Here is a 24,490-nt window from a genome sequence, read left to right on the forward strand (position 1 = left end):
CGACGATAACCGGCGCCTCCCGGTTCCCCAGGCTCCAAGGTCCCGCGAGGGCGGTGTTTCGAAGCAGAAACGATCAGAAGACGAACGGGATCGCGACCAGGGTGGGGATCGTCCCGAGCAGCAGCCACCCGTTGAGTGGATTCTTCTGGTGGATGGCCATCCCGGCCGCGGCGCCGAGCATGCCGAAGATCGCGGAGATCACCATCACCCCGACCTGGCTGCTGTGGTGCTCGTCGCCGAAGGAGCGGGCAAAGAGGATCAGGCCGACCTGCAGGTGCAGGATGGTGCTCACCGCGAGCGTGGACATGACCCACTTCTGCACCCGGGTCAGCGAGCGGTCGTTGCTGGGCGCGTTGCGGACCGGGTTGTTGGGGTCCATCAGGTGCCTGGGGCGCTTCACCGGCTTCGCTTCGGACATGGGCCACATTCTCCCCCATCACCGCGGGGCGCGTCGCGTCAGGCACCATGGCAGCCATGTTGCCTTGGCCACTTGCCACCGGGGACGAGCTCCGCGAACGGCTGCTGCACGCCTGGTCGACCGGGCGCGGCTATCACGACGAACGGCACCTCGCCGAGGTGCTCGACCGGCTCGACGAACTCGGCGCGCACGGCACCGAGGTGGCACTGGCGGCCTGGTTCCACGACGCCGTCTACGAGACCAGTCCGCAATCACCGGGAGCGACCAGCAACGAGGAACTCTCGGCGCGGATGGCGACCCGCGAACTGGAGGCGCTCGGCGTACCCGGGCTGGACGTCGCCGAGGTGGCCCGGCTGGTCCGGCTCACCGAGCACCATGATCCGGCGCCCGGCGACACGTCCGGGGAGCAGTTGTGCGATGCCGACCTCGCCATCCTGGCTGCCGCTCCCGAGCGCTACCGGCAGTACGCCGCCGACGTACGCCGTGACTTCGCCGCCGTGCCGGACGCCGACTTCACCCGGGGCCGGCTGGCCGTGCTGCGCGACCTGACCGGGCGCGACCACCTCTTCCGTACGGCGTACGGGCGGGCGCATTGGGACGCTGCGGCGCGGGTGAACCTGGCCGCCGAGATCAGCGCACTCGAGGCGTCTTGCGGCGACGCAGCCCCGCCGCGCTGAGCCGCTGGACCAGTTCCCGGCTGCGCACTGGCTCGGCACCTGCCGCCAGGGCCGCCTGGTAGGCCTCGGCCGGGATGTCGTAGTGGTCACCGTCGAAGCCGCGGGCGGGCACGCCGAGCCGGGCGGCGAAGGCGTGCAACTCCTCGAGCGAGGTGTCGGAGGCCAAGTGTGACCACATCCGGTCGCGCCACGGCACGTTCGGGGGGTCGATCAGGATGGCCACGTCCCCAGCATCCCAGAGGCCGGGTGGCGACGCGCCAGGGATCGATGCGTGGCAGGAAATCGCGCACCGCACCTCGTCAACCATCCGGCCACCCGCCATGATTGGGGACAGCCAAGAGAAGGGTTCACGATGCAACTGAAGCTCTCCCCCGAGGATGCGGCCTTCCGCGAGGAACTCCGCACCTACTTCACCACCCAGGTCCCCCAGGACGTCCGCGACGCCGTCGCTGCCGGACGCGAACTCACCCGCGACCAGATCGTCGCCTCCCACCAGGCCCTGAACGCCGGTGGGTACGCCGTGCCGCACTGGCCCGTCGAGTGGGGCGGGCGCGGCTGGACCGACCTGCAGCGCCACCTGTGGCACGAGGAACTGGCGGCCGCGTGCGTGCCGGTGCCGCTGGTCTTCAACGCCTCGATGGTGGGCCCGGTGATCGCCGCCTTCGGCTCCCAGGAGTTGAAGGAGCGCTTCCTGCCGGCCACCGCGAACTGTGACATCTGGTGGTCGCAGGGCTTCTCCGAGCCGGACGCCGGCTCCGACCTGGCCTCGCTGCGCACCACCGCGGTCCGCGACGGCGACCACTTCATCGTGAACGGGCAGAAGACCTGGACCACGCTCGGCCAGTACGGCGACTGGATCTTCTGCCTGGTCCGCACCGACCCCGAGGCGCGCAAGCAGGCCGGCATCTCGTTCCTGCTGATCGACATGAAGAGCCCCGGCCTGGAGGTGCGCCCGATCGAGCTGATCGACGGCGGGCACGAGGTCAACGAGGTCTGGTTCACCGACGTCCGGGTGCCGGCGGAGAACCTGGTCGGCGAGCTGAACAAGGGCTGGGACTATGCGAAGTTCCTGCTCGGCAACGAGCGTGTCGGGGTGGCCCAGATCGGCGGCACCAAGCGCGCCCTGGCCACGGCCAAGGAGCACGGCAAGGAGCTGATCGCGGCCGACCCGCTGCTCGCCGCGCGCGTGGTGGAGATCGAGAACGAACTGCTCGCCCTGGAGCTGACCGCACTGCGGGTCTCGGCGAACTCGACCGACGGGAAGCCGCACCCGGCCTCCTCGGTGCTGAAGCTGAAGGGCACCGACCTGCAGCAGGCGGTCACCGAACTCGTCGTCGACCTGGCCGGTCCTGCCGCGCTGGCCTCCGGCGCCGGTGAGGACGACTCCGACCTGGACTTCTGGCAGCGACGCTCCACCCCCAACTACCTGAACATGCGCAAGACGTCGATCTATGGCGGATCCAACGAGGTCCAGCGCCAGATCATCTCGCGCACGATCCTGGGACTGTGAGGAAGAGACATGGACTTCACCCTTGATGACGAACAGCAGGCACTGCGCGAGGCCGTCCGCGGCCTGATCACCAAGAAGTACGGCGACTTCGAGGTACGCCGCCAGACCGTGGCGGCCGACCCCGGCTTCGACGAGCAGACCTGGCAGCGGCTGGCCGAACTGGGCGCCCTGGGGCTGCCCTTTGCCGAGGAGGACGGTGGCGCCGGCGCCGGGCCTGTCGAAGTGGCCATCGTGGCCACCGAACTGGGCCGGGTGATCGCCCCGGAGCCCTACCTGCATGCGGTGGCGCTGGCCGGTGGCCTGGTCGCCGACGCCGGCTCGCCCGAGCAGCGGACAGACCTGCTCGGCGCCCTGTCATCGGGCGCGAAGGTGCTGGCCTTCGCGCACGACGAGCCGGGCTCCCGCTGGGCCCCGACTGCCACGGCGGTCACTGCCTCCGGCGCCGGGGACGAGTGGACGTTGAACGGCACCAAGGAACCGGTGCAGGCCGGCGTACGGGCCGATGTGCTGGTCGTCTCTGCGGCGCTGCCCGACGGCGGCACCGGCCTCTTCGCGGTCGACGGTGCCGCAGGCGGCGTACAGCGTGACGGCTATGCCACCCACGACGGTGCCCGGGCTGCCCGGGTCACCTTCACCGACGCCCCCGCCACGCCCCTGGGCGAGGGCGGTGACGCCACCGAGGTGATCGAGGCCGGACTGGACCGGGCCCGGATCATTGCCGCCAACCAGGCGCTCGGGGCGATGGAAGTGGCGCTGCAGACCACCTCCGGCTACCTGACCAGCCGCAAGCAGTTCGGGGTCACCCTGAACACCTTCCAGGCACTCACCTTCCGGGCGGCCGACATGTACGTCGCGCTCGAGTTGACCCGCAGCATCGTGGACTGGGCGACGATGGTGCTCGCTGAGGGGAGCACCGAGGAGGTTGCCCAGGCCGCGTCCCGGGCCGCCCTCCAGGTGAGCAAGGCGTCGCGGCACATCGGTCAGGAGTCGATCCAGTTGCACGGCGGGATCGGGATGACGGCCGAATACTCGATCGGGTCCTACACCAGCCACCTGACCGCGCTGGACCACCTCTTCGGGGACGGCAACCTGCACCTGGCCCGCCTGGCCGAGCAGGTCACGACGTACTCCGACGTGGACCCCCTGGGCTGACGCGAAACCGCCGAGGCGGCACGAGTCGACAGGATTCAACGTCGAGGCGGCGTCAATTGACGCCGCCTCGACGCCAGAAAGCGTCAACACGTGCCGCCTCGGCGAAAGTCACAGCCCCATGGCGTTTCAGCAGGGGCACCATGGGGCCACAATGTTCCCCATGGCCGCCACGGGGAACAGCATCCGCTCACTCCCTGCCGCCCTCTCCTCACTGCGCGGCCGGCCGTGGCTGATCATCGCCGTGGTGATCACCCTGGGCGCCGTCCTGGAGACGGTGGCCCGGCTGGACCGCTTCCTGCCGCCGGTCGGGGCCGGGTTCATCGCGCTGGGGCTGGCCGCCCTGCTCCTGCATGGCCTACGACCGCACCAGTTCCGTACGCCGATCGACCTGGCGGTCTGGGCCAGCGTGCTCGCCGGGATCCTGGCCTTCGTGATCAACTCCCACGGGGGTTCGCGCCTGGTCGCCTATGCCGTGGTGGCGCTCTTCTTCTACCTCAGCGTCGGCGTGCAACGTGCCTGGCAACCCGGGCGGGTGGTGGTCTCCCTCGGCGCCGCCACAGCGGTCGCGATCACGGCCGGGTGGGCGGTGATCCAAGCCGTCTTCGACATCGACACCGGCTATTGCCGTGCCCGGATCGAGGGCGGGGCTGACGGCTGCTTCCGCGACGACACCGCGATCCGGGTCACCGGCACCTTCTCCAACCCCAACCTGCTGGCGCCGGTCCTGATCCTGCTGATCCCGGTCGGTTGCGTGGCCCTGCGGATGGCGTTCGGCAAGAAGTGGGGCCGGATCCTGGCTGCGGGCCTCGGCCTGCTCGGGGCGAGTGCGCTGATGCTGACCCTCTCCCGGGGCGGACTGGTCAGCATGGTGGTGCTCTGCCTGGCCGCACTGGCGTTGAAGAACCCGTCGCGACGCATCCTGGTCGGCACCGGCCTGGCCGTGGCGGCCGGCATCATGGTCGCCTTCGGGACACTGCTGGCGAAGTTCTCGATCGGCCCGCGCCAAGACGTCTACCGCGAGTCGCTCGAGCTGGCCCGCGAGCATCCGTGGGGCCTGGGCCTGGGCCGCTCCGGACCGTTCCTGGACCAGCGCATACCCGGCGACCAGCGCTTCTTCCACTCCCACAACCTCTGGCTGACATGGTGGGTGGAGACCGGGTTCCTCGGCCTCTTCGCAGCCTTCTGGCTCACTGTCGCGATCACCGTGGTGATCATCCGCGGCGCGCGCCGCCGCGACGCGCTGGTGGTGGCAGCCGGTTCCGGCCTGGCCGGTTTCGGGGTGATCAGCCTCTTCGACAACCCGTCCTTCGACACGCACGTGTCACTGGCCTTGTGGACGGTGCTCTCGATCGCCGTCAGTGCCCGCCACCGCCGCCCACCACGGGTCCCGCCCGATGGCGACGAGCCGTCTACGCTCTCCCCATGACCAGCTGCGTCTACATCGCCTCGGCCGAGGGTTTCACCGGCAAGTCGTCGGTGGCCCTGGGCGTCCTCGAGCAACTCTCCCGCGCCGTCGAACGGGTCGGTGTCTTCCGCCCGATCACCCGGGCCGGCGCCAGCGGGGACGGGCAGGAGCGCGACTACGTGCTCGACCTGCTCACCGCGCACGAGGCCGTCGACCTGACGTACGACGAGTGTGCCGGCGTCTCCTACGAGGAGGTGCACACCGATCCCGAGGCGGCGATGGACCGGATCGTGGAGCGCTTCCACCAGGTCGCCGATCGCTGCGACGCGGTGGTGGTGGTCGGCAGTGACTACACCGACGTGGCCACGCCCACCGAGTTCACCTACAACGCCCGGATCGCGGCCAACATCGGTGCGCCGGTCCTGCTCGTGGTCAACGGCTTCCGGCGCAGCCGGGACGAGATCGCCACGATCGCCAACGTGCTCTCCGCGGACCTGCGCAACAACCACGCCACCCTCTTCACGGTGATCGCGAATCGGGTCAGCGACGCCGACCTGCTCGGCGAGATCACCGAACTCGCCGGCGTACCGGCGTTCACCGTCCCCGAGGAGCCGCTGCTCAACGCGCCCAGCGTCGCGGAACTGATGGCGGCCTGTGACGGAACCCTGGTCGCCGGCTCCCCCGAACTGCTCGAGCACGAGGTGCCGTCGTTGATGGTGGCCGCGATGACGTTGCCGAACGTGCTCAACCGGCTCACCGACGGGGTCGCGGTGATCACGCCGGGCGACCGGAGCGAACTGGTGATCGGCGTACTGGCCGCGCACCAGTCGGCCAACTTCCCGCAGGTCTCGGCGATCTTCCTCAACGGCGGCATCCCACTGCCCGACGAGGTGGCTTCCCTGGTCGACGGCCTGGGCACCACGGTGCCGGTGGTCAGCACCGGGCTCGGCACCCACGCCACCTCCACCGCGCTGACCAACCTGCGGGGCCGCCTGGCGCGTACGTCGCCGCGGAAGATCGCCACGGCGCTGCGCCTCTTCTCCACGTACGTCGACGGGCCGGCGTTGCTGGACCGGCTCGAGGTCTCGCGGACCACCGCAGTCACGCCGCTGATGTTCGAGCACCAGTTGATCGACGATGCGGTGGCGGCCAACAAGCACATCGTGCTGCCCGAGGGCGAGGAGGAGCGGATCCTGCGCGCCAGCGACATCCTGCTGCGCCGCGGGGTGGCCGAGCTGACCCTGCTCGGCGACCCGACCACGATCCGGGCCAAGGCTGCCCAGGTCGGCGTGGACATCACGGGCGCCCAGTTGCTCTCCCCGCACGACGAAGACCTGGTCGAGGAGTTCGCGGCCGTCTACCACGAGCGGCGCAAGCACAAGGGGATCGACCTGGACGAGGCCCGCGAACAGGTCCGCGACGTCTCCTGCTTCGGCACGATGATGGTGGAGCTGGGCCGCGCCGACGGCATGGTCTCGGGTGCGGTGCACACCACTGCGCACACGATCCGCCCCGCGCTGGAGGTCGTGAAGACGCAGCCGGGCGTCTCGGTGGTCTCCTCGGTCTTCTTCATGTGCCTGGCCAACCAGGTCCTGGTCTATGGCGACTGCGCGGTCAACCCGGATCCGACCGCCGAGCAGTTGGCTGACATCGCCATCTCCTCGGCTGCCACTGCCGCCGCCTTCGGCGTGGAGCCACGGATCGCGATGCTCTCCTATTCGACCGGCAGTTCCGGCTCGGGCACGGACGTGGAGAAGGTCACCAAGGCAACTGCCCTGGTCCGTGAACTGGCACCCGACCTGCTGGTCGAGGGCCCGATCCAGTACGACGCAGCGATCGACGACGCGGTCGCGAAGACGAAACTGCCGGACTCGCCGGTGGCCGGTGACGCGACGGTCTTCATCTTCCCGGACCTGAACACCGGCAACAACACCTACAAGGCGGTGCAGCGCTCGGCCAACGCGGTCGCGATCGGCCCGGTCCTGCAGGGCCTGAACAAGCCGGTCAACGACCTCTCCCGGGGAGCGACGGTGCGCGACATCGTGAACACGGTGGCGATCACCGTGCTGCAGGCCGACCGGACCAGCACCGACCAGGACGCGGCCGAGCAGACCGGGGCGCAGGTGTGAGCGGCGCTCCCCACGTGCTGGTCGTCAACGCCGGCTCGTCATCGCTGAAGTATTCGCTGGTCGACGCCACCACCGGCGCCTCCCCCGGCGGCGGCCTGGTGGAACGGATCAGCGAACAGGTCGGCACCGTGATCCATGAGGGTCCCGAGGGCGAGGTCCGGATCGAGGGTGCGGTCGCCGACCACGAGGCCGCCTTTGCCCTGGCCCTGGCTGCCTTCGAGGAGCACGGCCCCTCCCTGGCGGCGTACGACGTGGTGGCGGTGGGTCATCGGGCCGTCCACGGCGGCGACCGCTTCTCGGCGCCGGTGCGAGTCACCGACGAGGTGTGCCGGGCGATCGAGGACCTGGTCCCCCTGGCGCCGCTGCACAATCCGGCCAACCTCGAGGGGATCGCCGGCGCCCGGGCCCTCTTCCCCGACCTGCCGCACGTGGCCGTCTTCGACACTGCCTTCCACCAGAGCCTGCCCGAGCACGCGTGGACCTATGCGGTGCCGCGGTCCTGGGCCAGCGAGCACGCGATCCGCCGATATGGCTTCCATGGCACGTCGTTCTCCTTCGTCTCCCGCGCTGCCGCCGAACTGCTGGGCAAGCCACTGGAGGAGACCAATCTGATCGTGGCTCACCTGGGCAACGGCGCCTCCATCACGGCCGTGCGCGGCGGTGCGTCGGTGGAGACCTCGATGGGCATGACGCCGCTGGAGGGACTGGTGATGGGCACCCGCTCGGGCGACGTCGACCCGGCGCTCCACGCCCACCTGCACCGCGAACTGGGCCTCTCCCTGGATGAGATCGACACCGAACTGAACCGCAACTCCGGGCTCAAGGGGCTGGCCGGCGAGAACGACTTCCGCGAGGTGCTGCGGATGCGCACCGACGGCGACGAGGGGGCCTGCCTGGCCTTCGACGTCTATTGCCACCGGCTGCGCAAGTACGTCGGCGCCTACTACGCCGTGCTGGGCCGAGTGGACGCCGTCGTCTTCACCGGCGGCGTCGGCGAGAACGCGGCACCGGTGCGGGCCGAGTCGCTGGCCGGGCTGGCCGAACTCGGCATCACCGTCGACGCGGAACGCAACGCGGCCCCGAACGGTGAGCCGCGGGCAATCTCACCGGACGGTTCGCGGGTCGCGGTGCTGGTGGTGCCGACCGACGAGGAGTGGGAGATCGCCCGCCAGGCCGTCGAGGTGATCGGCGCATCGTGATCCACGACGTACGCCGTGCCCATCGCGCCCACCGCGTCCGATTCGGCGCCTGCCTGGCCGGCCTCGGACTGGCCACTGCCCTGCTCACCGGCTGCGGCGGCGAGGACCACTCGGCCGAGGTAGCGCCGATCGCCGACGAACTCCGGGGCCAGCCGGGCGTAGCGGAGGTCGAGGGCTTCTACACTCCCCAGCAACTCAAGGTGGCTGAGTCCTACGAGGTCGACGTACGGATGACGGAGGAAGCGACGAGCGCGCAGGCATGTGCCGTGCTGCCCCGCTTCCTCACTGCTGCCGAGGCAACCGGGGTCGACTCCGGGATCATCTCGGTGACGCTCCGCCATGGCGGGCCTGAGGACGTGTACCCCTATCGCTGGATGTATTCGCTCGGCGCCGACGACGGCGAACCGGCCGAACTGGAGCAGATCTGCCTGTCCCTGCAGCGGTTGCGTGCCCTGCCGGACGGGGTGAGCGTCAACGCCCGGGCGGAGGGCTCCCACACCTATGCCCGCATCGACTTTCCCGAGGAGAGCGTCGAGGACCTGGCCGAGGCCCGGACCCTGGTCGCCGACCTGATGGAGGTCGAGGTGGAGGACCTGAAGAAGCCCGAAGTGACCGGGTTCGACCTGCGCGTGGACCTCGTGCCTGCCTGAATGCGGACGAGGTGCTGATCCCGATCCTCGTCGACTGAACGCGGGGTCCTGGCAGCCGGTGTCGCCGGCGCCTGGTTCCTGCGTGCGTGTAGCGCTGTCGCCGGGGACCTGCGCGCATGCCTGTGCCCCCGGGGAGCGGTTCGCTGTGGGCGGTTCGCGCTGTCCCGGGGGACGGGGCAGGGCAGTCAGGGATCGGTGAGGCTGGTGGTGCCGTCGTGGGTGACGAGCCATGCGTGGGTGTGGTTGGTCCAGGTGTAGGTGCCGTCGCGGTTGCGGACGTAGCGCCACGTGCCGTGGGTCTTGGCCAGATGATGTCGCCGGCAGAGCGGCGCGAGGTTCTCGGGCCTGGTCTGGTCGGGTGGGCCGTGCTCGTCGAACGGGGTGATGTGGTCGAGGTCGCAGTTGCGGGCATCGACTGTGCACCACGGGAACACGCAATGCCGATCCCGCAGAACCACCTGCTCGCGCATGGTCTCGGGTGGGTCGTGGTGCACCACCGACCAGTCACGGTTGGTGTCGATGACGGGAGTGACCCTCGCGTCGGTGCCGAGGCCCTGTAGCCAAGCCTTGAGGGTGTCGAGGTGGACGGTCCCGAAGAGGTTCGTCGCAGCGACGTGACCGTCCGCAGTCGCGCTGGCTCCTGTGGCACCTGTCGCGGCGTCGGTGGTCGCGCCGGCCAGGACGGCGAGGTCCGCCAGCGTCATGTGTACGTACAGGCGGGTCTTCAAGTAGGAGCGGCGGCGGGTCACGGGCTTGCCGGTCTCGCTCTCCGCGCCACTGCTGTCGTCACCGAGCAGGCCCAGCAGGTCAGCCGTCGCCTGCCGATCCGCCAACACACCGAGGGCCTTGGCCTTCCGCTGCCCGAGCGTGTCGGTGTCGCCGAGGCGTCCCATGGTGGCTGCCTCATCAGCAAGCAGCGAGTGGAACGTCTCCAGGTCCACACTGTCCCCGATCGCGTCCAGGCGGCTGGTCCCGTCCACGCCAGCAGCGTGGTCGACGGTGACGTCCCAATCGTCACGACCCGGCAGGCCGTTGTTCTTGACCAGATCGGGGTGGAACATCGCCATCGCGGTCTTGATGGTCTTCTCGATGGTCGGCAACCCCCACGTCCCACGCCGCGCCAACTCCACATCCACCCACGTCGCAGCCTCAAGCGAGAGGCGGTTCGTGTCCTCGGCAACCCGGCACGCCTTCCAACCAGGGATACGGAGTTCTTCCACAGCAGCCCACGTGCGAGGCAGCCGGTGATGCAGATCCAGGGCGGCCGCCAGGGTCCGTTTCGCTGACCATGTGGAGACGCCGGCTGCGGTGGCCCACAACTCGACCGTGAACGCCGCCACCTCCGGCGTCCCCTCCCCGCCGAGGGTGTCGGTGTAACCAGCCAGATCCGGGATCCCATCGGCCCACGACGCCGCATCCGCCTCCACAGCCGGATGGGTGACACACAGTTGGTAGGCGAGACGGAGCCGGCGGCGCTCCGCCCGCCACTCCTGGTCAGTGTTGTCCGAGATCAGATCGAGCAGCACGTCACCGTCGAGGTCATCCACCTCGAACGGGGCCAGAGCTGCGTCGGTATCGATCATGCGAACAGTCCATCAGGGGGTACCGACACAACCCCCGCGAAACCAGCCACCCGGTCCCGACATGCGGACGACTGCTGAAGATTGATGGGCCCGGCCGGGAAGTGGACCGGCCAAGGTGCGGCGGCGCCGGCGTTGACGCGCGGATCGCAGCCCGGGGGCGGCTGGTCCGACCACCGACGTACCTAGGTCACTTACGGCGAGACCTGCAACGTCCCCAGGCGCTTGTCCCACGCAGCGTCGAACTCTCCCGCCGGGGCGAAGGCGCGCACCCGCGTGGTCACGCCGGGCTCGACCTGGAGGAAGTAGCTGACCTCCTCGACCGTGCGTTGCTGGCCGCGGTAGTCGACCTGCCGGGTGAAGCGCAGGTACGCCGCCTGCTCGGCGCCGGGCACATCGACGGCGCCCTCTGCGACCAGCGCATAACCGTCCTGCTGCTCGGCGTCGGCGCGGGCCCGGTCGCGGACCTCGTCGAAGCTGGCCGAACGGTTCGGGATGCCGGCATAGATCGCCAGGTAGGTCGGCACGTCCGCGTCGGCGGCTGACTCTTCCGGCTCGGGTTCGCCTGCGGCGTACTCCCAGCTGGTGTCGTCCAGCGAGGCCCGCTCGGAGTCATAGACGTGCCACGTCGGGTCCACCTCGATGACCAGCCGGTGGCCCACCAGCCAGGTGGCACCGGCATGCTCGACGAACTCGAACGGATCCTCGATGGCCGACTGCAACTTGATCGGGACCGGCTTGGCCACCGGTTCGTCGCCCTGGGACGCAACCACGCGCCACACGACCAGTGCCGCGACGAGCACCAGCAGCACGGCGCCGACCACGACCAGGCGGCGTGGGGCACGCACGACGGCCTCCCGGGCGCGGGCCAGTGCCGCCGCAGGGCTCACCGGACCTCGCTCGCGTCCCGCCGCTCGGCCAGCGCATCGCCGAGCAGGCCCACCATTGCCTCGAGCTGCACGTCGGTGGAGGAGAACTCCACTTCCGAGCCGTCCAGGGCGCGTGCGGCCAGGCCGGCCTTGTCGTCGATGAGTTCGGCGATGCGGGCATCCACGGTCTGCGCGGCGATGACGCGCCAGGCGGTGACCGGGGTGTCCTGGCCGATCCGGTGCACCCGGTCGATGGCCTGGGTCTGCTCGGCGTTGGTCCACGACAGCTCAGCGAGCACCACGTTGCTGGCGACCTGGAGGTTGAGCCCCACGCCGGCGGCGGTGAGCGAGCAGACGATCACCTTCACCTCGGGGTCGTTGACGAAGGCGTCGATGTTCCGCTGGCGCACCTGCGAGGTCTGCTCGCCGCGCACCGAGGCATGGCCGATGCCGCGCGCGGAGAAGAGCTGCTCCGCTGCGTCCATGACGTCGACGTGCTTGGCGAAGAAGACCACCTTGCCGGCGCTGTGCGAGAGCTGGGCGGCGTAGTCCGCGGCGAGCTCGGCCTTGGCGCGTCCGATGCGACGGACCATGGAGAAGACGTTCTCCCCGGTCGAGGTGTTGGTCTCGTCGGTGAGCTCGGCCTTGGCGACGCGGCGGATGAGTTCCTCGTCGATGCCGAAGGTCTCCTCGCCACGGTTGCGGCGTGCCTCGACGGCAGCGTCGTAGCGGCCGACCAGCCGGCGGGCCAGGTGGCGCTCGGCCTCGCGGATGGAGCGCCCCTCGGCACCATCGAGCTCGACCGGCATGTCGGCGATCCGGCGGGCCGGGATGTCGGCGGCGACGTCGACCTTGCGGCGACGCACGATGCCCATGTCCACCACGGCCTGGCGCGCGGCCGGATAGAAGCCGTGGTCGACCGGCGAGAGCCCGGTCTCCTCCAGCTTGGCCATCAGCACGGGTCCGGGCTTCTTGGCGTCGATCCAGCCGAGGAACTCCCAGATCGCGACGAAGTCCTCGATGTCGTTGATCAGCGGCGTCCCGGTCAGCGCCATCAGCATCGGGCGGGAGACCCGGCTGCGGATGTGCTCGGAGATGTCGAGCACGTGGCGCGAGCGCTGCGACTTCTTGTTCTTGATGAAGTGGGCCTCGTCGACGACCATCCCCCGGAAGCCATGGGCGCCCATCCAGTCGGCGTGCCGGTCCAGGATCTCGTAGTTGACGATGTGGATGTCGGCGAAGCCGTCGACGTCCTCGCCGTCACCGTTGACGACGGTGACCGACCGCTCCGGGGTCCACAGCGCGGCTTCGCGGGCCCAGTTGGTCTTCACCACGTTCGGTACGACGCACAGCAGCGGGTAGGCGTCGGCTGCCTGGGCCGCGAGCAGGGCCTGGGCGGTCTTGCCCAGGCCGGGTTCGTCGGCGAGCAGGAAGGTGCGGTGCCCGCCGGTGACGGCGGCGATCAGCTTCGCCTGGTGGTCCATCAGGTCGCTGCCGGCGTACGACAGATTGCTGCGCGGCTCCGGCAGCGCCATGCAGGCCGGTGCCCCCGACGGCGCTTGCTCGAACGAGTTCAGCAGCGGCGTGATCAATTCCCATCCGGCCAGGCGCCGCTCGACCACGTGCGGGGTGGCGCCGGTGAAGTCGGGGACCATGAACGGGTTGGACAGTTGCGCGGCGCGCACCGAGGCCGGGTAGACCTTCCGCTCGGCGCGCATCGTCTCGACCTCGGAGAGCTCCACCGGCTCGGGCTCGGGCTCCGGCTCGAGGCCGCCCTCGGCCTGCATCTCCCGCTTGACCCGCCGGGCTGCGTCACTGATCTCGGCGTCCGTGTCGAGCAGGTGGAACAGCGACGGCTCGCGGGCCGCGGTCTGGGCGAGGATGGTGGCGATGCCCTCGAGGCGCTTGAGTTGGCCCTCGCGCTGGGCGTCGGTGATCTCCTGGTCGGTCTTGACCCGGGTGCGTTCCTCGCGAGCCAGCAGGGCGCTGACCTGGAACCGGACCCGGTGCGCGTTGGTGAGCTGGCCGCGCTGGACGCTGTGCTCGATGTCGCGGACCGTCTTGGCAAGGACGGGGATGATGCCCTCGTTGTCGCGGGGGGGGCGCTGATTGCGGTTCCCGTTCTGGCCGGAACGGGAGTTCCGGTTGCCGCCTGATCGACGCTGGCGTCCTGTGGCCACTCACTTCTCCTCGGTTGGCTTCGCTTCCGGATCCGCTGCGGCAGTCGGCCCCGGCGGGGCGGCTGCGGATGCCTGGACGTCGGTGACGGCCGGAGTGGCGGGCGGATCCGGTGCACCGGGCCCTTCTCACGCCGGGGGTGCCGACGGTCCGCCTCCGTTGATGCCGTGACTCGGTGACATGGGGTGACTGCGGCCACCCCGGGAGGGGTTCTTCCGTGGCACGCGCCGCCAGGACGGTCGGTGCACGACCATCGTAACGCGATTCGCGGCCCGATCCCCACTTCCCGGATCGTGGAATGCAGCGAGCCGCGCCCGGATCGGACGCGGCTCGCTGGAGGTTCGGCGCTCGGGGGCGCTGCCCCGTCGGGCTCAGCCCTTGCGCTTGGCCCTCATCAGCAGGGTGACGATCGCGCCGATCAGGGCGACCACGAGCACGCCCAGGCCGATCACGACGGCCAGGACCGGGAAGCCACCGTCGTCGCTGTCGCCGGAGGCCTCGGAGTCCTCGTCCGCGTCACCGGTGCCCCCCTCCGTGGCGCCGTCCCCGGCAGCCCCGTCGGTGGCCCCGTCAGTGGCACCGCCCCCGGATGCACCGTCCCCGGAGCCGCTGGAGCCCCCGGAGGCCTGGGCGACCGCGGAGAACTCGTTGACCTCGCTCGACGTCATGTCGGCGGTCCAGGTGACGGTGGTGCCGTCGAGTTCACCGTTGTGCTCGATGACCGTGCCCGGGAACGTGATCGCGATCTTGAACGTCGGGGTGCCGTACATGGCGTAGAACTGCTGCATCTCGGCCTCCCCGAAGAGCTCGTCCTCCGCCGCCTCGTCCTCGCCGGTGACGTCCGACATGTCGGCAGAGCCGCGGAAGACGTAGGTGTCGTCGACGCGCTCGAGGCTGAACTCGTCGTCGGAGTCCTCACTCATGTACGCCGAGAACTCGGCCAGGGGCACGTCGGCGAAGGTGATCTTGTCGCCGAGGAAGTCACCCTCTTCGTAGGGCTCCTTGGTGGCGCCGGGCGGCAGATCGTCCTCGGTGCCGTCCTCGTCGGCCATCAATGCGTCCCACGCGGCGCGGGGATCGAGGTCCTCGGGCGCCTCACCCTGCGATTCGAACGAGGCCATCGCCTGGATGGCTTCCTTGTTCATCGCCACGATCATGGTGCCGGAGACCTTGTCGTCAGGGCTGATGCTGAGCTGGTAGTCGGCCTTGAAGCATCCGGACAGGACCAGGATCATGAGGCCCAGGGCGACTATTGCGGAGAGAGTACGACGCAACACGGTGGCTGCCTTTCGGAAAGAGGGGGAGTCGGCGTGGCGCCGCCCTCCCGTGGCTTGACGACATCCTCGCAGATCCTCGGGGAGTGCGCGCGGCCACGGACCTGGTTCGGTCGCGGCGTACCGGGTCATCCGCGCAGTGCGCGGTGGACCCCCATGCCCATCCCGAGCAGGGAGAGGGCGAGCACGGCGGCGCCGAGGGCGACCCCGCTCGCGACTGCGGCCGTGGAGTCCTCGCGCCCGGCCGTGCCACCCGACTCCTTGTCGTCCTCGCCCGCCTCCCCGCCGGACTCGCCGCCAGTGCCGCCGTCCCCACCGCCGGAGCCGCCGCTGTTGCCGCCAGTGTTGCCACCGGAGTCCTTCGCGGTCGCCGTCATCGGTTCGTTCCCGGAGGCGAGCAGGTCCCGGGTCCAGGTGACGGTGGTGCCGTCGACCTCACCGTTGGTCTCGATCACCTCGCCGGGGAAGGTGAGGTCGACGATCAGTTCGGGCTTGCCGTAGAGGCTGGCGAACAGGTTCATCTCGGACTCGGAGATCAGGTCACCGCCACCCATTGCACCGTTGTCCACGCTGAAGTCCATCGAGAAGACATAGGTGTCGCCCTCGTGGACCAGGGAGAACTCACCGCCGTCGGCGCTCAGCACCGAGTCCATCTGGGAGATCGGGGTGTCGGCGAAGACGATCCGGTCACCGATGTAGCCGTCCTCGGCGTATTCCTCGACGGTGGCTCCCGGGGGCAGGTCCATCGCGTTGCCCTCGTTGAACTCCTCCCACAGGGCACGCGGGTCGCTCGATCCCGCTTCATCGAAGGCGGCCATCGCGACCAGGGCTTCCTCGCTCATCGCGGTGACCAGGGAGCCGGAGAGGGTCTCGTCCTCGTTGACCGTCATCTCCATCTGCATCCGGAAGCAGCCCGCGGTCACGAACAGGAGCAGCACTGCCACCAGGGCGGAGCGTGCGACGCGGCCGTGCATGGGTCCCCTTCAGTGGTGGTCAGGATCTGGGTCTACCCAGATCCTTCCAGATCCACGCACTGGCTCCCAGATGGATGCGCCTCCCCCGGGAGCGGGGTCAGTCGAGCGAGGTGTCCTCGCTGCGGGCAGCCGCGATCATCGCGTCGCGGGGAACGACCTTGATCCGCTCCCGGCCGGACGCCTCGCCGAGCGCGATCTCGTGGGCGTCCAGGCGCAGCCAGTCGTCGTGCGTGACGACGTCGACACCGCGGTCGGCCAGGTGGTCCAGGATGGCGTCGCGGTTCCTCACCTCGGGGGCGGGGATGCCGTCGAGGTCCTCGAGCAGGCTGCGGATGGTCTCGGCGGCGTCGCTCTTGGTGTGCCCGATGAGGCCCACCGGACCTCGCTTGATCCAGCCGGTCGCATAGACACCGGGCAGAGCGACGCCGTCGAGGTCGAGCACGCGTCCTGCCTGGTTCGGGATCACGCCGGCGACGTGGTCGAAGGGCAGGTCGGGCAAGTGCGTGGAGAGGTAACCGACCGCGCGATAGACCGCCTGCACCGGGGTGTCGACGTACTCACCGGTGCCACGGGCGTTGCCGGTGCCGTCGAGTTCGGTCCGTTCGGTGCGGATCGCCTGGACCTTGCCGTCGCCGAGCAGGGCGACCGGCGCGTGGCAGAGGTGGATGTGGATCCGGTGCGGCGCCCCGGTCGGGGTTGCCTCGAGATACTTCAACAGGGTGTCGACGACGAGCCGGACTCCCTTGTTGGAGGAGATCAGTGCCTGGCTCGCCTCGTCGATCTGGAAGCCGTCCTCCTCGACGAGGACGTCGACGCTGGGCGAGTGGGAGAGTTCGCGCAACTCCATCGGTGAGAACTTCACCTGGGCGGGGCCGCGCCGGGCGAAGACGTGGACGTCCCTGGCCTTGTTGGCGGCCAGGCCGCGCTCGACGTTCTCGGCGATCTCGGTGGTGAGTTGCTCGGTGACCGGCTTGGCCAGCATCCGGGCGACGTCGAGGCCGACGTTGCCAGCGCCGATCACGGCCACGGACTCGGCCTCGAGCGGCCAGTCGCGGGGTACGTCGGGGTGCCCGGCGTACCAGGAGACGAAGTCAGCCGCCCCGTAGCTCCCCGGGAGATCACTCCCGGGGAGCTCCAGGTTGCGGTCCGACGCGGCACCGGTGGCGACGATGACCGCGTCGTAGTAGTGGTGGAGGTCGGCGAGCTTGACGTCCCCGCCGAGCTCCACATTTCCGAGGAAGCGGATGCGGTCGTTGGCGAGCACCCGGCCGAGGGCCTTGATGATCTCCTTGATCCGCGGATGGTCAGGTGCGACTCCGTAACGCACCAGGCCGTAGGGCGCCGGCAGGCGGTCGAAGACATCGACCTCGGCCTGCTCGTACTCCTTGGTCAGGATGTCAGCGGCATAGATGCCGGCGGGTCCTGCGCCAACCACGGCTGCGCGGATGTTCCGCATCCAGACCTCCTCGTCACTAGTAAGGCCAGCCTTACCTAAACGCCGCCGTGATTCAATGTGATCTGCATCGCACTGGGTTGTCGGCCCTTTTGGCCCGCTCCCCTGTTTGACCGGTGCCGGAATCTGGAAGGCTGTTGCCATGGCGTGGGGAACTGCGGCCGCGAAGCGGATCGCCCTGGAGATCGCTGGCTGGACCCTGGTCCTGGCCGGCATTGCGGCACTGGTGCTGCCCGGACCCGGACTGCTGATGCTCTTCGGCGGGATGCTGATCCTGTCCCAGCAGTACGAATGGGCCGAGCGGCGACTCGCGCCGATCGAGCGGAAGGCCCTGCAGACGGCCGCCGAGGGCGTGCGCACCTGGCCGCGGATCATCGGCTCCGCGCTCGGGGCTGCCTGGCTGGTCGGGATCGGGATCTTCTGGATCATCTCTCCCCCGGCGCCACGGTGGTGGCCCCTGGACGAGCAGTGGTGGCTGGTCGGCGGTCCGGCCACCGGGATCACCCTGATCGCCTCGGGCATCCTCGCCTTCGCCCTGCTGATCTACAGCTATCGCCGCTTCCGGCCGCTGGTGGCAGCCGGGGTCCCCAAGGAGGCCGCGGTGGACAACACCGATGATGATCCCGACAACGACATACCGTGGACCCCGACGAGCAGCCCCCAGGGACGGAACGGAAGCGCGTGATCATCAGGAAGCACCTCGCCCGCGGCGTACTGAAGTTGACCCGCTGGAAGCGCGTGGGCACCGTGCCGCCGAGCGGGATCCTGGTCGGCGCCCCGCACACCTCGAACTGGGACTGGGTGGCGATGCTCATGCTGCTGTGGGCCGACGGGGTCTCGCCGCGGGTGCTGATCAAGCAGGACCTGTTCAAGGGGCCGGTCGGCGTGTTGCTGCGTGCCACCGGCGGCATCGCCATCGACCGCGACAACGCCTACACCGTGGTGGCCGACCTGGCTGCCCAGGCCGAGGCGGACGACCACTTCGTGATTGTGCTGGCCGCGGAGGGGACACGGTCGAAGAGCGAGTTCTGGAAGTCCGGCTTCCACCGGCTGGCCAGGCAGACCGGGCTGCCGGTCTCGTTCGGCTTCCTCGACGGCCCCAGCCGCACCATCGGGATGGGCCCGACCCTGGAGATGACCGACGACGTGCGCGCCGACATGGACAAGGTCCGCGCCTTCTATGCCGACAAGCGGGGCCTGCGCCCCGAGGGGCGCACCGAGCCGAGGCTCCGCGAAGAACGCTGAGTCGGCACGTGTTGACGTGTTCTTGCGCCGAGTCGGCACGAGTTGACGCGGCACAGGGGCCGAAACGGTGCATCTGCACCGGAAACGCCCTGGGACCCGGGGTTTCAGGGCGGAAACGGTGCATCTGCACCATCCATGTCGCCGAGGCGGCACGAGTTGACGCCGTACGACGTCGAGTCGGCGTCAATTGACGCCGGCTCGGCGCTCAAGCACTCAGCCGAGGGCCCAGACGCCGGGGCGCGGCCGGCTCATCCGCCCCTCGTTGATCAGCTTCTGCCGGGCCTTGCGCGCGGCCAGGTGCCAGCGCAGTTCCCCGGTCGGCGACTTCTCCCGGTCCCCCACGGTGAGCCGGTCGGCGAGGAGTTCCTCGAGTGCCGCGAGGGCATCGTCGTTGGCGAGCTCGCCCCCGGCCTCGGTGAGTACGACGACGATCGCCGCCTCGAAGTCCTCCGGGCGGCTCCACCGACGCGGCGCGGTCCGCTTGGTGACCACTGGTTGCTTCGCCGACGCGGCGGCCCGGGGCGTCGCTGCCTTGCGCGGCGGGGATGAGCGTGGGGCCCGGGTCCGCGGCGCGGCCACCGTGGCGGCCGGCTCGGGTGCGGGTGCTGGCTTGGGCTGCCCGTGGGGGCAGAAGGCCAAGGACATGTCACACAGTTCGCAATAATCAGCCGAAGCGCTCATCACGGCCGATTCTACGGACCCGCCGCAGTGCCGGCGGCGCGGGTCCCCGGGAGCTGCTCCCACGGCCCCGCGTGCGCCCCTCCGAACACATCCGGGTGGACTCAGCGAGCGGCACAGGCCCGGGCCTTCGCAACCAGGTCCTCAGTCCTCCGAGCGCCTCCGACGCCACACCGGGATGAGCCAGGCGAGCGCGGCCGCCGAGGAGGTCGCACCAACCGCGACGGCCACGGGGACCAGAGCGGAGCGGAGTCCGGATCGTTCACCTGCAGGCGGCTGGTCATGCGCAACCGCGCGCAGTTGGCCGTCCTCCGCCGTGACGGGCCCGTCAAGGTCGACCTCCCAGGTCACCGTCGTGCCATCCACTTCGCCATTCGACTCGATGACCGGCCCGGGGAAGGTCACCGAGATGCGCAGCGTGAGGTCTGCGAACTCCTCCTCGTACCGCTCGAAGGGATCCTCCAGTGCCTCATCGGCCAGTGCAGTGGTGTAGCGCTCGACCAGTTCGTCATCGGGCAGGGCCAGGATCTCGGGCAGCGACATCCCCGTGAAGCCGGGCATCCACATGGCGGAGCACGGTCCGAACTCGGGGTCCTGCAGTTCGGACCGGATGTCGTCAGCATCGAGGTCGGCTTCCAGCCACTCATCCTCGCCCGCTTCGAAGAGCTGCAGCAGTTCCTCGTCACTCAACGTCTCGATCTCTGCCGCACTCAGCTCGTCGAGTTCGGGGATGCCGGTGCCGCGGCTCTCCGGGTCCGGATCGGTGAGCCACTCGCGGATTTCCGCTCCGGTGAGATCAGCTTCCCAGTCCTCGTCCCAGTCCTCATCGATGCTCCCCTCGAACTCCTCGAAGTCATCGATGTCCTCGTCCGCGAGCTCCTCTTCCATCTCCATCTCAAGGATCCAGCGACCATCGGTGTGCTCGAGGCTGAAGCCACCACTGTCCTCGGCCATCCAGGCGACGAAGTCCGCGACGGGCACCCCCTCGAAGACAGCCCGCTCGCCCAGGTGGGTCTCGTCCTCCCAAGGCTCGATGACCGCTCCTGGCGGCATCATCTCGTCGTCGGCCAGTTCGGGGTCCGAGAACTCCTCCCAGACGTCGCGCAACGGGCGGTCAGCTCCCTCGAAGTCCACGCACTGCTGGAGGGCGGACTTCTCGATGGCAAGGATGAGGGCTCCGGAGATGGTCTCGTCCTCGTGGACGGTGAAGGAGATCTCGGTGCGATAGCAGCCGCCAAGAGCGACCAGCAGGAGGAGTGCCACGAGGGCGCGAAGGTTACGTCGCAACACGGCGCGGCCTTTCAGGGACAAGGGCAGTGGCCGGGCCACGCGGTGGAATGGGAACAGGATCATCGCACCCGGACGGGCATCGCGTCTCGCGATTCGACAACATTTTCCGCCGTCCCGCGCACCACCTGCCTTGGGCGCTCGGTCAGGCAGGCGTCGACGCCATCACGAGCAGCCCGAACTCCCCGCGCGGAGATCATCAAGGACCTCGCCCGTCTGGACATCCGCTTGCACCCTCGGCAGATCAGAGAGCCGGTGCCGGCTCTTCGGCGGGCGCGAAGCAATACCGGTCCCGCGGATCGGACCAATGACCGCCACCGGCACCCCGCGACGGGTGATCGTGAGGGACGCGCCCGCCTCGACGCGACGGAGCACGTCGGCGCTGTCGTTGCGCAAGTCGCGTTGGCTGATCGGCTCCATCTCCACAAGGTAGCAATTCGCAGCGCTCTCGGTTCGGTTGTCTGCATACGCGCGGAACAGAACCGCGCGAGCCCGGGTCAGGCCGCGCCCTTGAGCCGATAGGTCAGGAAGACGTTGCCGAGTGGCGACGTACCGGAGTCCACCAGTTCGAGGCGGGTCAGCGGCACGGACTCGTCGAAGAGGCGCCGGCCCGCGCCGGTTACGGCCGGGTGCATGGTCAGGGTGAGTACGTCGACGACGCCGCCGAGGAAGAGCGAGCGGACCGTCTCCACCCCGCCAGCCACCGCGATGTCGCCACCTTCACCGGCCTTCAGGTCGGCGACGTACGGGATCGGGTCGCCGTCGACCAGTGTCGAGTTCCAGTCGAGTTCACCATCCAGGGTCGCGGAGACCACGTGCTTGCGGACCGGGTTGATGAAGTCACCGAAGCCGTCGCCCGAGCCAGCGTCACTGGTCCAGTAGTCGCGCCACTCCTGCCAGAGCTTGCGTCCGATCACCACGTCGGAGACCGGGGCGAGCGACTCCGCCATCCGCCGACCCTCCTCCTCGCCGAACGCGTCGAACTGGAACAGGTGCGGTGACTCGCTGACGCCGTTGAGGGACGAGAAAAGGTGCGCGGTGACATTGCGGGACATGGCGGAGCCTTCCTGGGGTCGATGCCTGACGCCCATGTTGACCCGCGTCGTACGACGAATTCATCGCCCGCACCAGAAGCCGGCCTGCGCCAGGTGCTCGGGCTCTGAAATGGCCGAGGGGCCAGCGGATCGCGCTGGCCCCTCGGTTGCGGTTGCGATTGCGGCAGGTCAGACCTGGCGCGGGATGCTGCTGTTGGCGACCCGGTTCTCCGAGTCGATCAGCCAGGCGAGCTGCTCGATGCGCTCGAGGATGGCGTGCAGCATGTCGGCCGAAGTGGGGTCCTCGGCGTCGACGTCGTCGTGGATGCGGCGGGCCGTTCCCGCGGTCGCGTAGAGCGAGGCGACGATCGCGTCGACGGTGTCGGCGGTGTCGATCTCGTCGTTGGGGATCTCCGGGAGGCTCGACTGCGCGGCGACCGTCTTGGACCGGGCGTCCGGGGTGGCGTAGACGGCGCGCATCCGCTCCGCGATGTCGTCGGAGAAGCCGCGGGCAGCGTCGACGACCTCGTCGAGGACGAGGTGGGTGTCGCGGAAGTTCTTGCCGACGACGTTCCAGTGGAGCTGCTTGGCCTGCAGGTGCAGATCGGTCAGGTCGACCAGCATCTGCTGCAGGTGCTTGCCGAGCTGGGCGGAAGCCTGGAAGGCCGGGTGGGCCGTGTGAGTGGGCTTCGAGTCGAGGGTCTGGCTCATGGTGATTACCTTCCTCTGGGGGTTTCTTGGAATGACTCCATTCTCCACCCTTTTCTGGAACGTTTCAAGAAAAGGCAGCCTTGCCTAAGTCGGTCCCAGCGGTCACTCTCCGCCGATCGCTTCAGCGCGCGCCGCAGTCCTTGCCAAACGCAGGTCCGTGGTCAACAGTGGCGCATCCAGCGACTCCGCGAGGGCGACGTACGCTGCGTCCAGCAGACTGATCGAGCCCCGCAGGCGCCAGGCTGGAACGAGGAGGCCGGCAAGTGGGTGACGTTCGATCGGGCTTGTGGCGAGGTCGTCGAGGCAGGCCTGCACATGCTCGGCCGGCAACGCCCCCGACCGGTGCAGCCGACCCAGCGCTGACATCACTTCGGCATCGACGTGCGCCGGCGCATGCAGGGCAAGGCCCCGGAGTCGCCCGGCCGCCACCTTGCCCACGGGAGTGGCGGCGTACAGGTCCACGAGCACGGAGGCGCCGATAACCGCTCGCTCAATCACCAAACTCCTCCCGCGCCTCGTCGAGGGCGGCAATGATCGCCTCGTGGTCCACCGTCGGCCCCTTGGGCAGGGCCGCCAACCACCGCGTCGTCGCCGAGGTGGCCAACGCCTGGGTCAGCGCCTCCTGAGTGAGCGCGGAAACGTTCAAACCTGCCTCCTTCGCGCGTGCGGCAAGCTCATCAGGAACGTACACGTTCAATCGCGCCATACACACATGCTACACACAATGGTCGTTTCCAGATCCGTGACGCTAGTCGAGGCGGAGACATGGCGCCCGAGTTATCCACAGCGCTCGGTGTTCCATCCGCCAGCGACGACGTTCCGGAGACGGCGTCACGCGTTGTCAGGCAGGATCGGTGCCATGTTCGGCAGGCAACGGCGCGCCCAGCGCAAGCGCGCAGAAGCGCTGGAGGCGCTGCGCCGTCCTGTCGACCTCGCCGAGGCGCTCGGATCGGACTCGAGGCCCTATCCGCCGCGACCACGCCCGCGCCGCAGGCGAGCCCTGCCGGCAGCGATCTCCACCCTCGCGCTGGTCGTGGTCGTGGCTGTCTTCATCGCGTTGCATCCCAGCCATGAGGCCAACCAGATCCGCCACCTGCTCGGCTTCGGGCCGGAGCGGATCCTGCCCGCACCGGACCTGCCGCCCGACACCGGGTCGTACACGTTCTTGCAGATGCAGCCGAACGGACGCGGCCCGGTCGGCTATGACCCATGCATCCAGATCGAGGTGGAGGTCAACCCATCGGGGGCGCCTGAGAACCACCGCGACCTGGTGGTGACGGCGCTGGAGCGGACCAGTGCGGCGACCGGGCTCTCCTTCACCCTCGTCGGTACGACGGACCGCGAACCGGACCTGGAGAGCAAGGACCGCTCGCGGCGTCCGGTGCTGGTCGCCTGGGCCACCGAGGACGAGCAACCCAAGTTGAGCGGCGAGGTCGCAGGCTTCGCCGGCAGCGCCACGAGCAGGAGCCGCTCGGGCAACCTCTACTACACCCACGGCTGGGTGGTGCTGGACATCGATGTCTTCGACAACCCTTCGGTCACCCAGCGACAACTGCAGTCGATCGTCGACCACGAGTTCGGCCACCTGGTCGGCCTGGGTCACGTCGACGACGCCAACGAACTGATGCATCCCACCAACAGCCGCGAGACCGGCTTCGGGCCAGGGGACCTGCGTGGGCTCGCCGAACTGGGGCGCGTGCCGTGTGAGTGATCCGGCGCGTGGCCGGTGTCGGTGCCGCGTGCCAGGCTCGCCCCATGACCGGCCGCGACATCGAGATCCTCCCCCTGCGCGACACTCCCGAGGAGTACACCTGGGCCTCACCCGAAACTGCTGAGTACTTCACCGTCTACGAGCGCGATGAAGAAGGCCTGGCCCATGCCCAGATCGACCTGGACACCTTGGATGAGGCGCTGGGCTACGCGTTGGTGCGCCAACCACGGCGGGCGACGCTCTGGACGGGCGACATGTTCGTCGAGGTCCGTACGCCGTCGTACGACGACTTGCTGCTGAAGGAAGCGCGCCGAGGTCCCCGCATCCCGTGAATGGCCCACCACGACCCGTGGACT

At 69.3% G+C, this 24,490-nt stretch carries 26 protein-coding genes; 11 read left to right on the forward strand and 15 right to left on the reverse strand.

Annotated elements, in window-relative coordinates:
• Positions 1-73: 73 nt before the first annotated feature.
• Positions 74-418 carry a hypothetical protein gene (locus Q9R27_RS17755; protein ID WP_311253744.1) on the reverse strand — a complete coding sequence of 115 codons (345 nt, stop codon included), beginning with the start codon at positions 416-418 and terminating at the stop codon, positions 74-76.
• 56 nt (positions 419-474) lie between these two features.
• Here Q9R27_RS17755 and Q9R27_RS17760 point away from each other — a divergent pair, with 56 nt between their 5' ends.
• The gene (locus tag Q9R27_RS17760) at positions 475-1,095 is read left to right on the forward strand and encodes a hypothetical protein (protein WP_311253745.1); all 621 of its coding nucleotides are present in this window, start codon (positions 475-477) and stop codon (positions 1,093-1,095) included.
• On the opposite strand, the gene Q9R27_RS17765 is transcribed toward Q9R27_RS17760, so the two are convergent.
• Positions 1,049-1,318, reverse strand: coding sequence for a DUF4031 domain-containing protein (locus Q9R27_RS17765; RefSeq protein ID WP_311253746.1), 270 nt, complete (start codon positions 1,316-1,318; stop codon positions 1,049-1,051). The two genes, Q9R27_RS17760 and Q9R27_RS17765, sit on opposite strands and share 47 nt — an antisense overlap.
• A gap of 129 nt (positions 1,319-1,447) precedes the next feature.
• On the opposite strand from Q9R27_RS17765, the gene Q9R27_RS17770 reads away from it, so the two are divergent.
• The 6 genes from Q9R27_RS17770 to Q9R27_RS17795 all read left to right on the forward strand — a co-directional run bounded on the left by Q9R27_RS17770 (position 1,448) and on the right by Q9R27_RS17795 (position 9,140).
• The gene (locus Q9R27_RS17770) at positions 1,448-2,605 is read left to right on the forward strand and encodes an acyl-CoA dehydrogenase family protein (protein WP_311253747.1); all 1,158 of its coding nucleotides are present in this window, start codon (positions 1,448-1,450) and stop codon (positions 2,603-2,605) included.
• A gap of 9 nt (positions 2,606-2,614) precedes the next feature.
• Positions 2,615-3,757 (forward strand): acyl-CoA dehydrogenase family protein, encoded by a 1,143-nt coding sequence (locus Q9R27_RS17775; RefSeq protein WP_311253748.1) that lies wholly within the window; start codon positions 2,615-2,617, stop codon positions 3,755-3,757.
• A 160-nt stretch (positions 3,758-3,917) separates the two neighbouring features.
• Positions 3,918-5,183, forward strand: coding sequence for an O-antigen ligase family protein (locus Q9R27_RS17780; protein WP_311253749.1), 1,266 nt, complete (start codon positions 3,918-3,920; stop codon positions 5,181-5,183).
• Positions 5,180-7,291: a phosphate acetyltransferase gene (gene pta, locus Q9R27_RS17785; protein ID WP_311253750.1), complete on the forward strand. Its 2,112-nt coding sequence runs from the start codon at positions 5,180-5,182 to the stop codon at positions 7,289-7,291. Before Q9R27_RS17780 ends, pta begins: the two co-directional genes overlap by 4 nt.
• Positions 7,288-8,490: an acetate kinase gene (locus Q9R27_RS17790; protein ID WP_311253751.1), complete on the forward strand. Its 1,203-nt coding sequence runs from the start codon at positions 7,288-7,290 to the stop codon at positions 8,488-8,490. Before pta ends, Q9R27_RS17790 begins: the two co-directional genes overlap by 4 nt.
• Complete coding sequence (locus Q9R27_RS17795; RefSeq protein WP_311253752.1) at positions 8,487-9,140, forward strand: hypothetical protein; 654 nt, start codon at positions 8,487-8,489, stop codon at positions 9,138-9,140. Before Q9R27_RS17790 ends, Q9R27_RS17795 begins: the two co-directional genes overlap by 4 nt.
• 185 nt (positions 9,141-9,325) lie before the next feature.
• Here Q9R27_RS17795 and Q9R27_RS17800 read toward each other — a convergent pair whose 3' ends face one another.
• From Q9R27_RS17800 to Q9R27_RS17825, 6 genes are all read right to left on the reverse strand, one after another.
• Complete coding sequence (locus Q9R27_RS17800) at positions 9,326-10,723, reverse strand: hypothetical protein (protein ID WP_311253753.1); 1,398 nt, start codon at positions 10,721-10,723, stop codon at positions 9,326-9,328.
• 191 nt (positions 10,724-10,914) lie between these two features.
• Positions 10,915-11,610, reverse strand: coding sequence for a hypothetical protein (locus Q9R27_RS17805; protein ID WP_311253754.1), 696 nt, complete (start codon positions 11,608-11,610; stop codon positions 10,915-10,917).
• Positions 11,607-13,769: a DEAD/DEAH box helicase gene (locus tag Q9R27_RS17810; protein ID WP_311253755.1), complete on the reverse strand. Its 2,163-nt coding sequence runs from the start codon at positions 13,767-13,769 to the stop codon at positions 11,607-11,609. Before Q9R27_RS17810 ends, Q9R27_RS17805 begins: the two co-directional genes overlap by 4 nt.
• A gap of 369 nt (positions 13,770-14,138) precedes the next feature.
• Complete coding sequence (locus Q9R27_RS17815; protein ID WP_311253756.1) at positions 14,139-15,044, reverse strand: LppM family (lipo)protein; 906 nt, start codon at positions 15,042-15,044, stop codon at positions 14,139-14,141.
• A 125-nt stretch (positions 15,045-15,169) separates the two neighbouring features.
• A complete protein-coding gene (locus Q9R27_RS17820; protein ID WP_311253757.1) occupies positions 15,170-16,015 on the reverse strand; it encodes an LppM family (lipo)protein in 846 nt (281 codons plus the stop codon).
• Positions 16,016-16,112: 97 nt separating this feature from the next.
• The gene (locus Q9R27_RS17825) at positions 16,113-17,471 is read right to left on the reverse strand and encodes an FAD-dependent oxidoreductase (RefSeq protein WP_311253758.1); all 1,359 of its coding nucleotides are present in this window, start codon (positions 17,469-17,471) and stop codon (positions 16,113-16,115) included.
• A 139-nt stretch (positions 17,472-17,610) separates the two neighbouring features.
• Between Q9R27_RS17825 and Q9R27_RS17830 the strand changes: the two genes are divergently transcribed.
• Both Q9R27_RS17830 and Q9R27_RS17835 read left to right on the forward strand, forming a co-directional pair.
• Positions 17,611-18,153 carry a PGPGW domain-containing protein gene (locus Q9R27_RS17830; RefSeq protein WP_311253759.1) on the forward strand — a complete coding sequence of 181 codons (543 nt, stop codon included), beginning with the start codon at positions 17,611-17,613 and terminating at the stop codon, positions 18,151-18,153.
• A complete protein-coding gene (locus Q9R27_RS17835) occupies positions 18,150-18,713 on the forward strand; it encodes a 1-acyl-sn-glycerol-3-phosphate acyltransferase (RefSeq protein ID WP_311253760.1) in 564 nt (187 codons plus the stop codon). Before Q9R27_RS17830 ends, Q9R27_RS17835 begins: the two co-directional genes overlap by 4 nt.
• Positions 18,714-18,926: 213 nt before the next feature.
• Here Q9R27_RS17835 and Q9R27_RS17840 read toward each other — a convergent pair whose 3' ends face one another.
• The 7 genes from Q9R27_RS17840 to Q9R27_RS17870 form a co-directional block, all read right to left on the reverse strand.
• Positions 18,927-19,394, reverse strand: coding sequence for a hypothetical protein (locus Q9R27_RS17840; RefSeq protein ID WP_311253761.1), 468 nt, complete (start codon positions 19,392-19,394; stop codon positions 18,927-18,929).
• Positions 19,395-19,535: 141 nt separating this feature from the next.
• The gene (locus Q9R27_RS17845) at positions 19,536-20,654 is read right to left on the reverse strand and encodes an LppM family (lipo)protein (RefSeq protein WP_311253762.1); all 1,119 of its coding nucleotides are present in this window, start codon (positions 20,652-20,654) and stop codon (positions 19,536-19,538) included.
• Positions 20,655-20,843: 189 nt separating this feature from the next.
• Positions 20,844-21,098, reverse strand: coding sequence for a type II toxin-antitoxin system prevent-host-death family antitoxin (locus Q9R27_RS17850; protein ID WP_311253763.1), 255 nt, complete (start codon positions 21,096-21,098; stop codon positions 20,844-20,846).
• 77 nt (positions 21,099-21,175) lie between these two features.
• Entirely contained in the window at positions 21,176-21,733 is a 558-nt protein-coding gene (locus tag Q9R27_RS17855) for a dihydrofolate reductase family protein (protein WP_311253764.1), read from the reverse strand.
• Positions 21,734-21,901: 168 nt separating this feature from the next.
• The gene (locus tag Q9R27_RS17860) at positions 21,902-22,423 is read right to left on the reverse strand and encodes a DNA starvation/stationary phase protection protein (protein ID WP_311253765.1); all 522 of its coding nucleotides are present in this window, start codon (positions 22,421-22,423) and stop codon (positions 21,902-21,904) included.
• Positions 22,424-22,525: 102 nt separating this feature from the next.
• On the reverse strand, positions 22,526-22,921 hold the full coding sequence (locus Q9R27_RS17865; protein WP_311253766.1) for a type II toxin-antitoxin system VapC family toxin: 396 nt from the start codon (positions 22,919-22,921) through the stop codon (positions 22,526-22,528).
• Positions 22,914-23,129, reverse strand: a complete 216-nt coding sequence (locus Q9R27_RS17870) for a type II toxin-antitoxin system CcdA family antitoxin (protein ID WP_311253767.1) — start codon at positions 23,127-23,129, stop codon at positions 22,914-22,916. The genes Q9R27_RS17865 and Q9R27_RS17870 overlap by 8 nt, the downstream gene beginning before the upstream one ends.
• Positions 23,130-23,282: 153 nt before the next feature.
• On the opposite strand from Q9R27_RS17870, the gene Q9R27_RS17875 reads away from it, so the two are divergent.
• Both Q9R27_RS17875 and Q9R27_RS17880 read left to right on the forward strand, forming a co-directional pair.
• A complete protein-coding gene (locus Q9R27_RS17875; RefSeq protein WP_311253768.1) occupies positions 23,283-24,134 on the forward strand; it encodes a matrixin family metalloprotease in 852 nt (283 codons plus the stop codon).
• A 44-nt stretch (positions 24,135-24,178) separates the two neighbouring features.
• Positions 24,179-24,466 (forward strand): hypothetical protein, encoded by a 288-nt coding sequence (locus Q9R27_RS17880; protein WP_311253769.1) that lies wholly within the window; start codon positions 24,179-24,181, stop codon positions 24,464-24,466.
• Positions 24,467-24,490: the final 24 nt, after the last annotated feature.

Source organism: Nocardioides sp. AE5 (assembly GCF_031844485.1).
In the GTDB taxonomy this organism is placed as follows: domain Bacteria; phylum Actinomycetota; class Actinomycetes; order Propionibacteriales; family Nocardioidaceae; genus Nocardioides.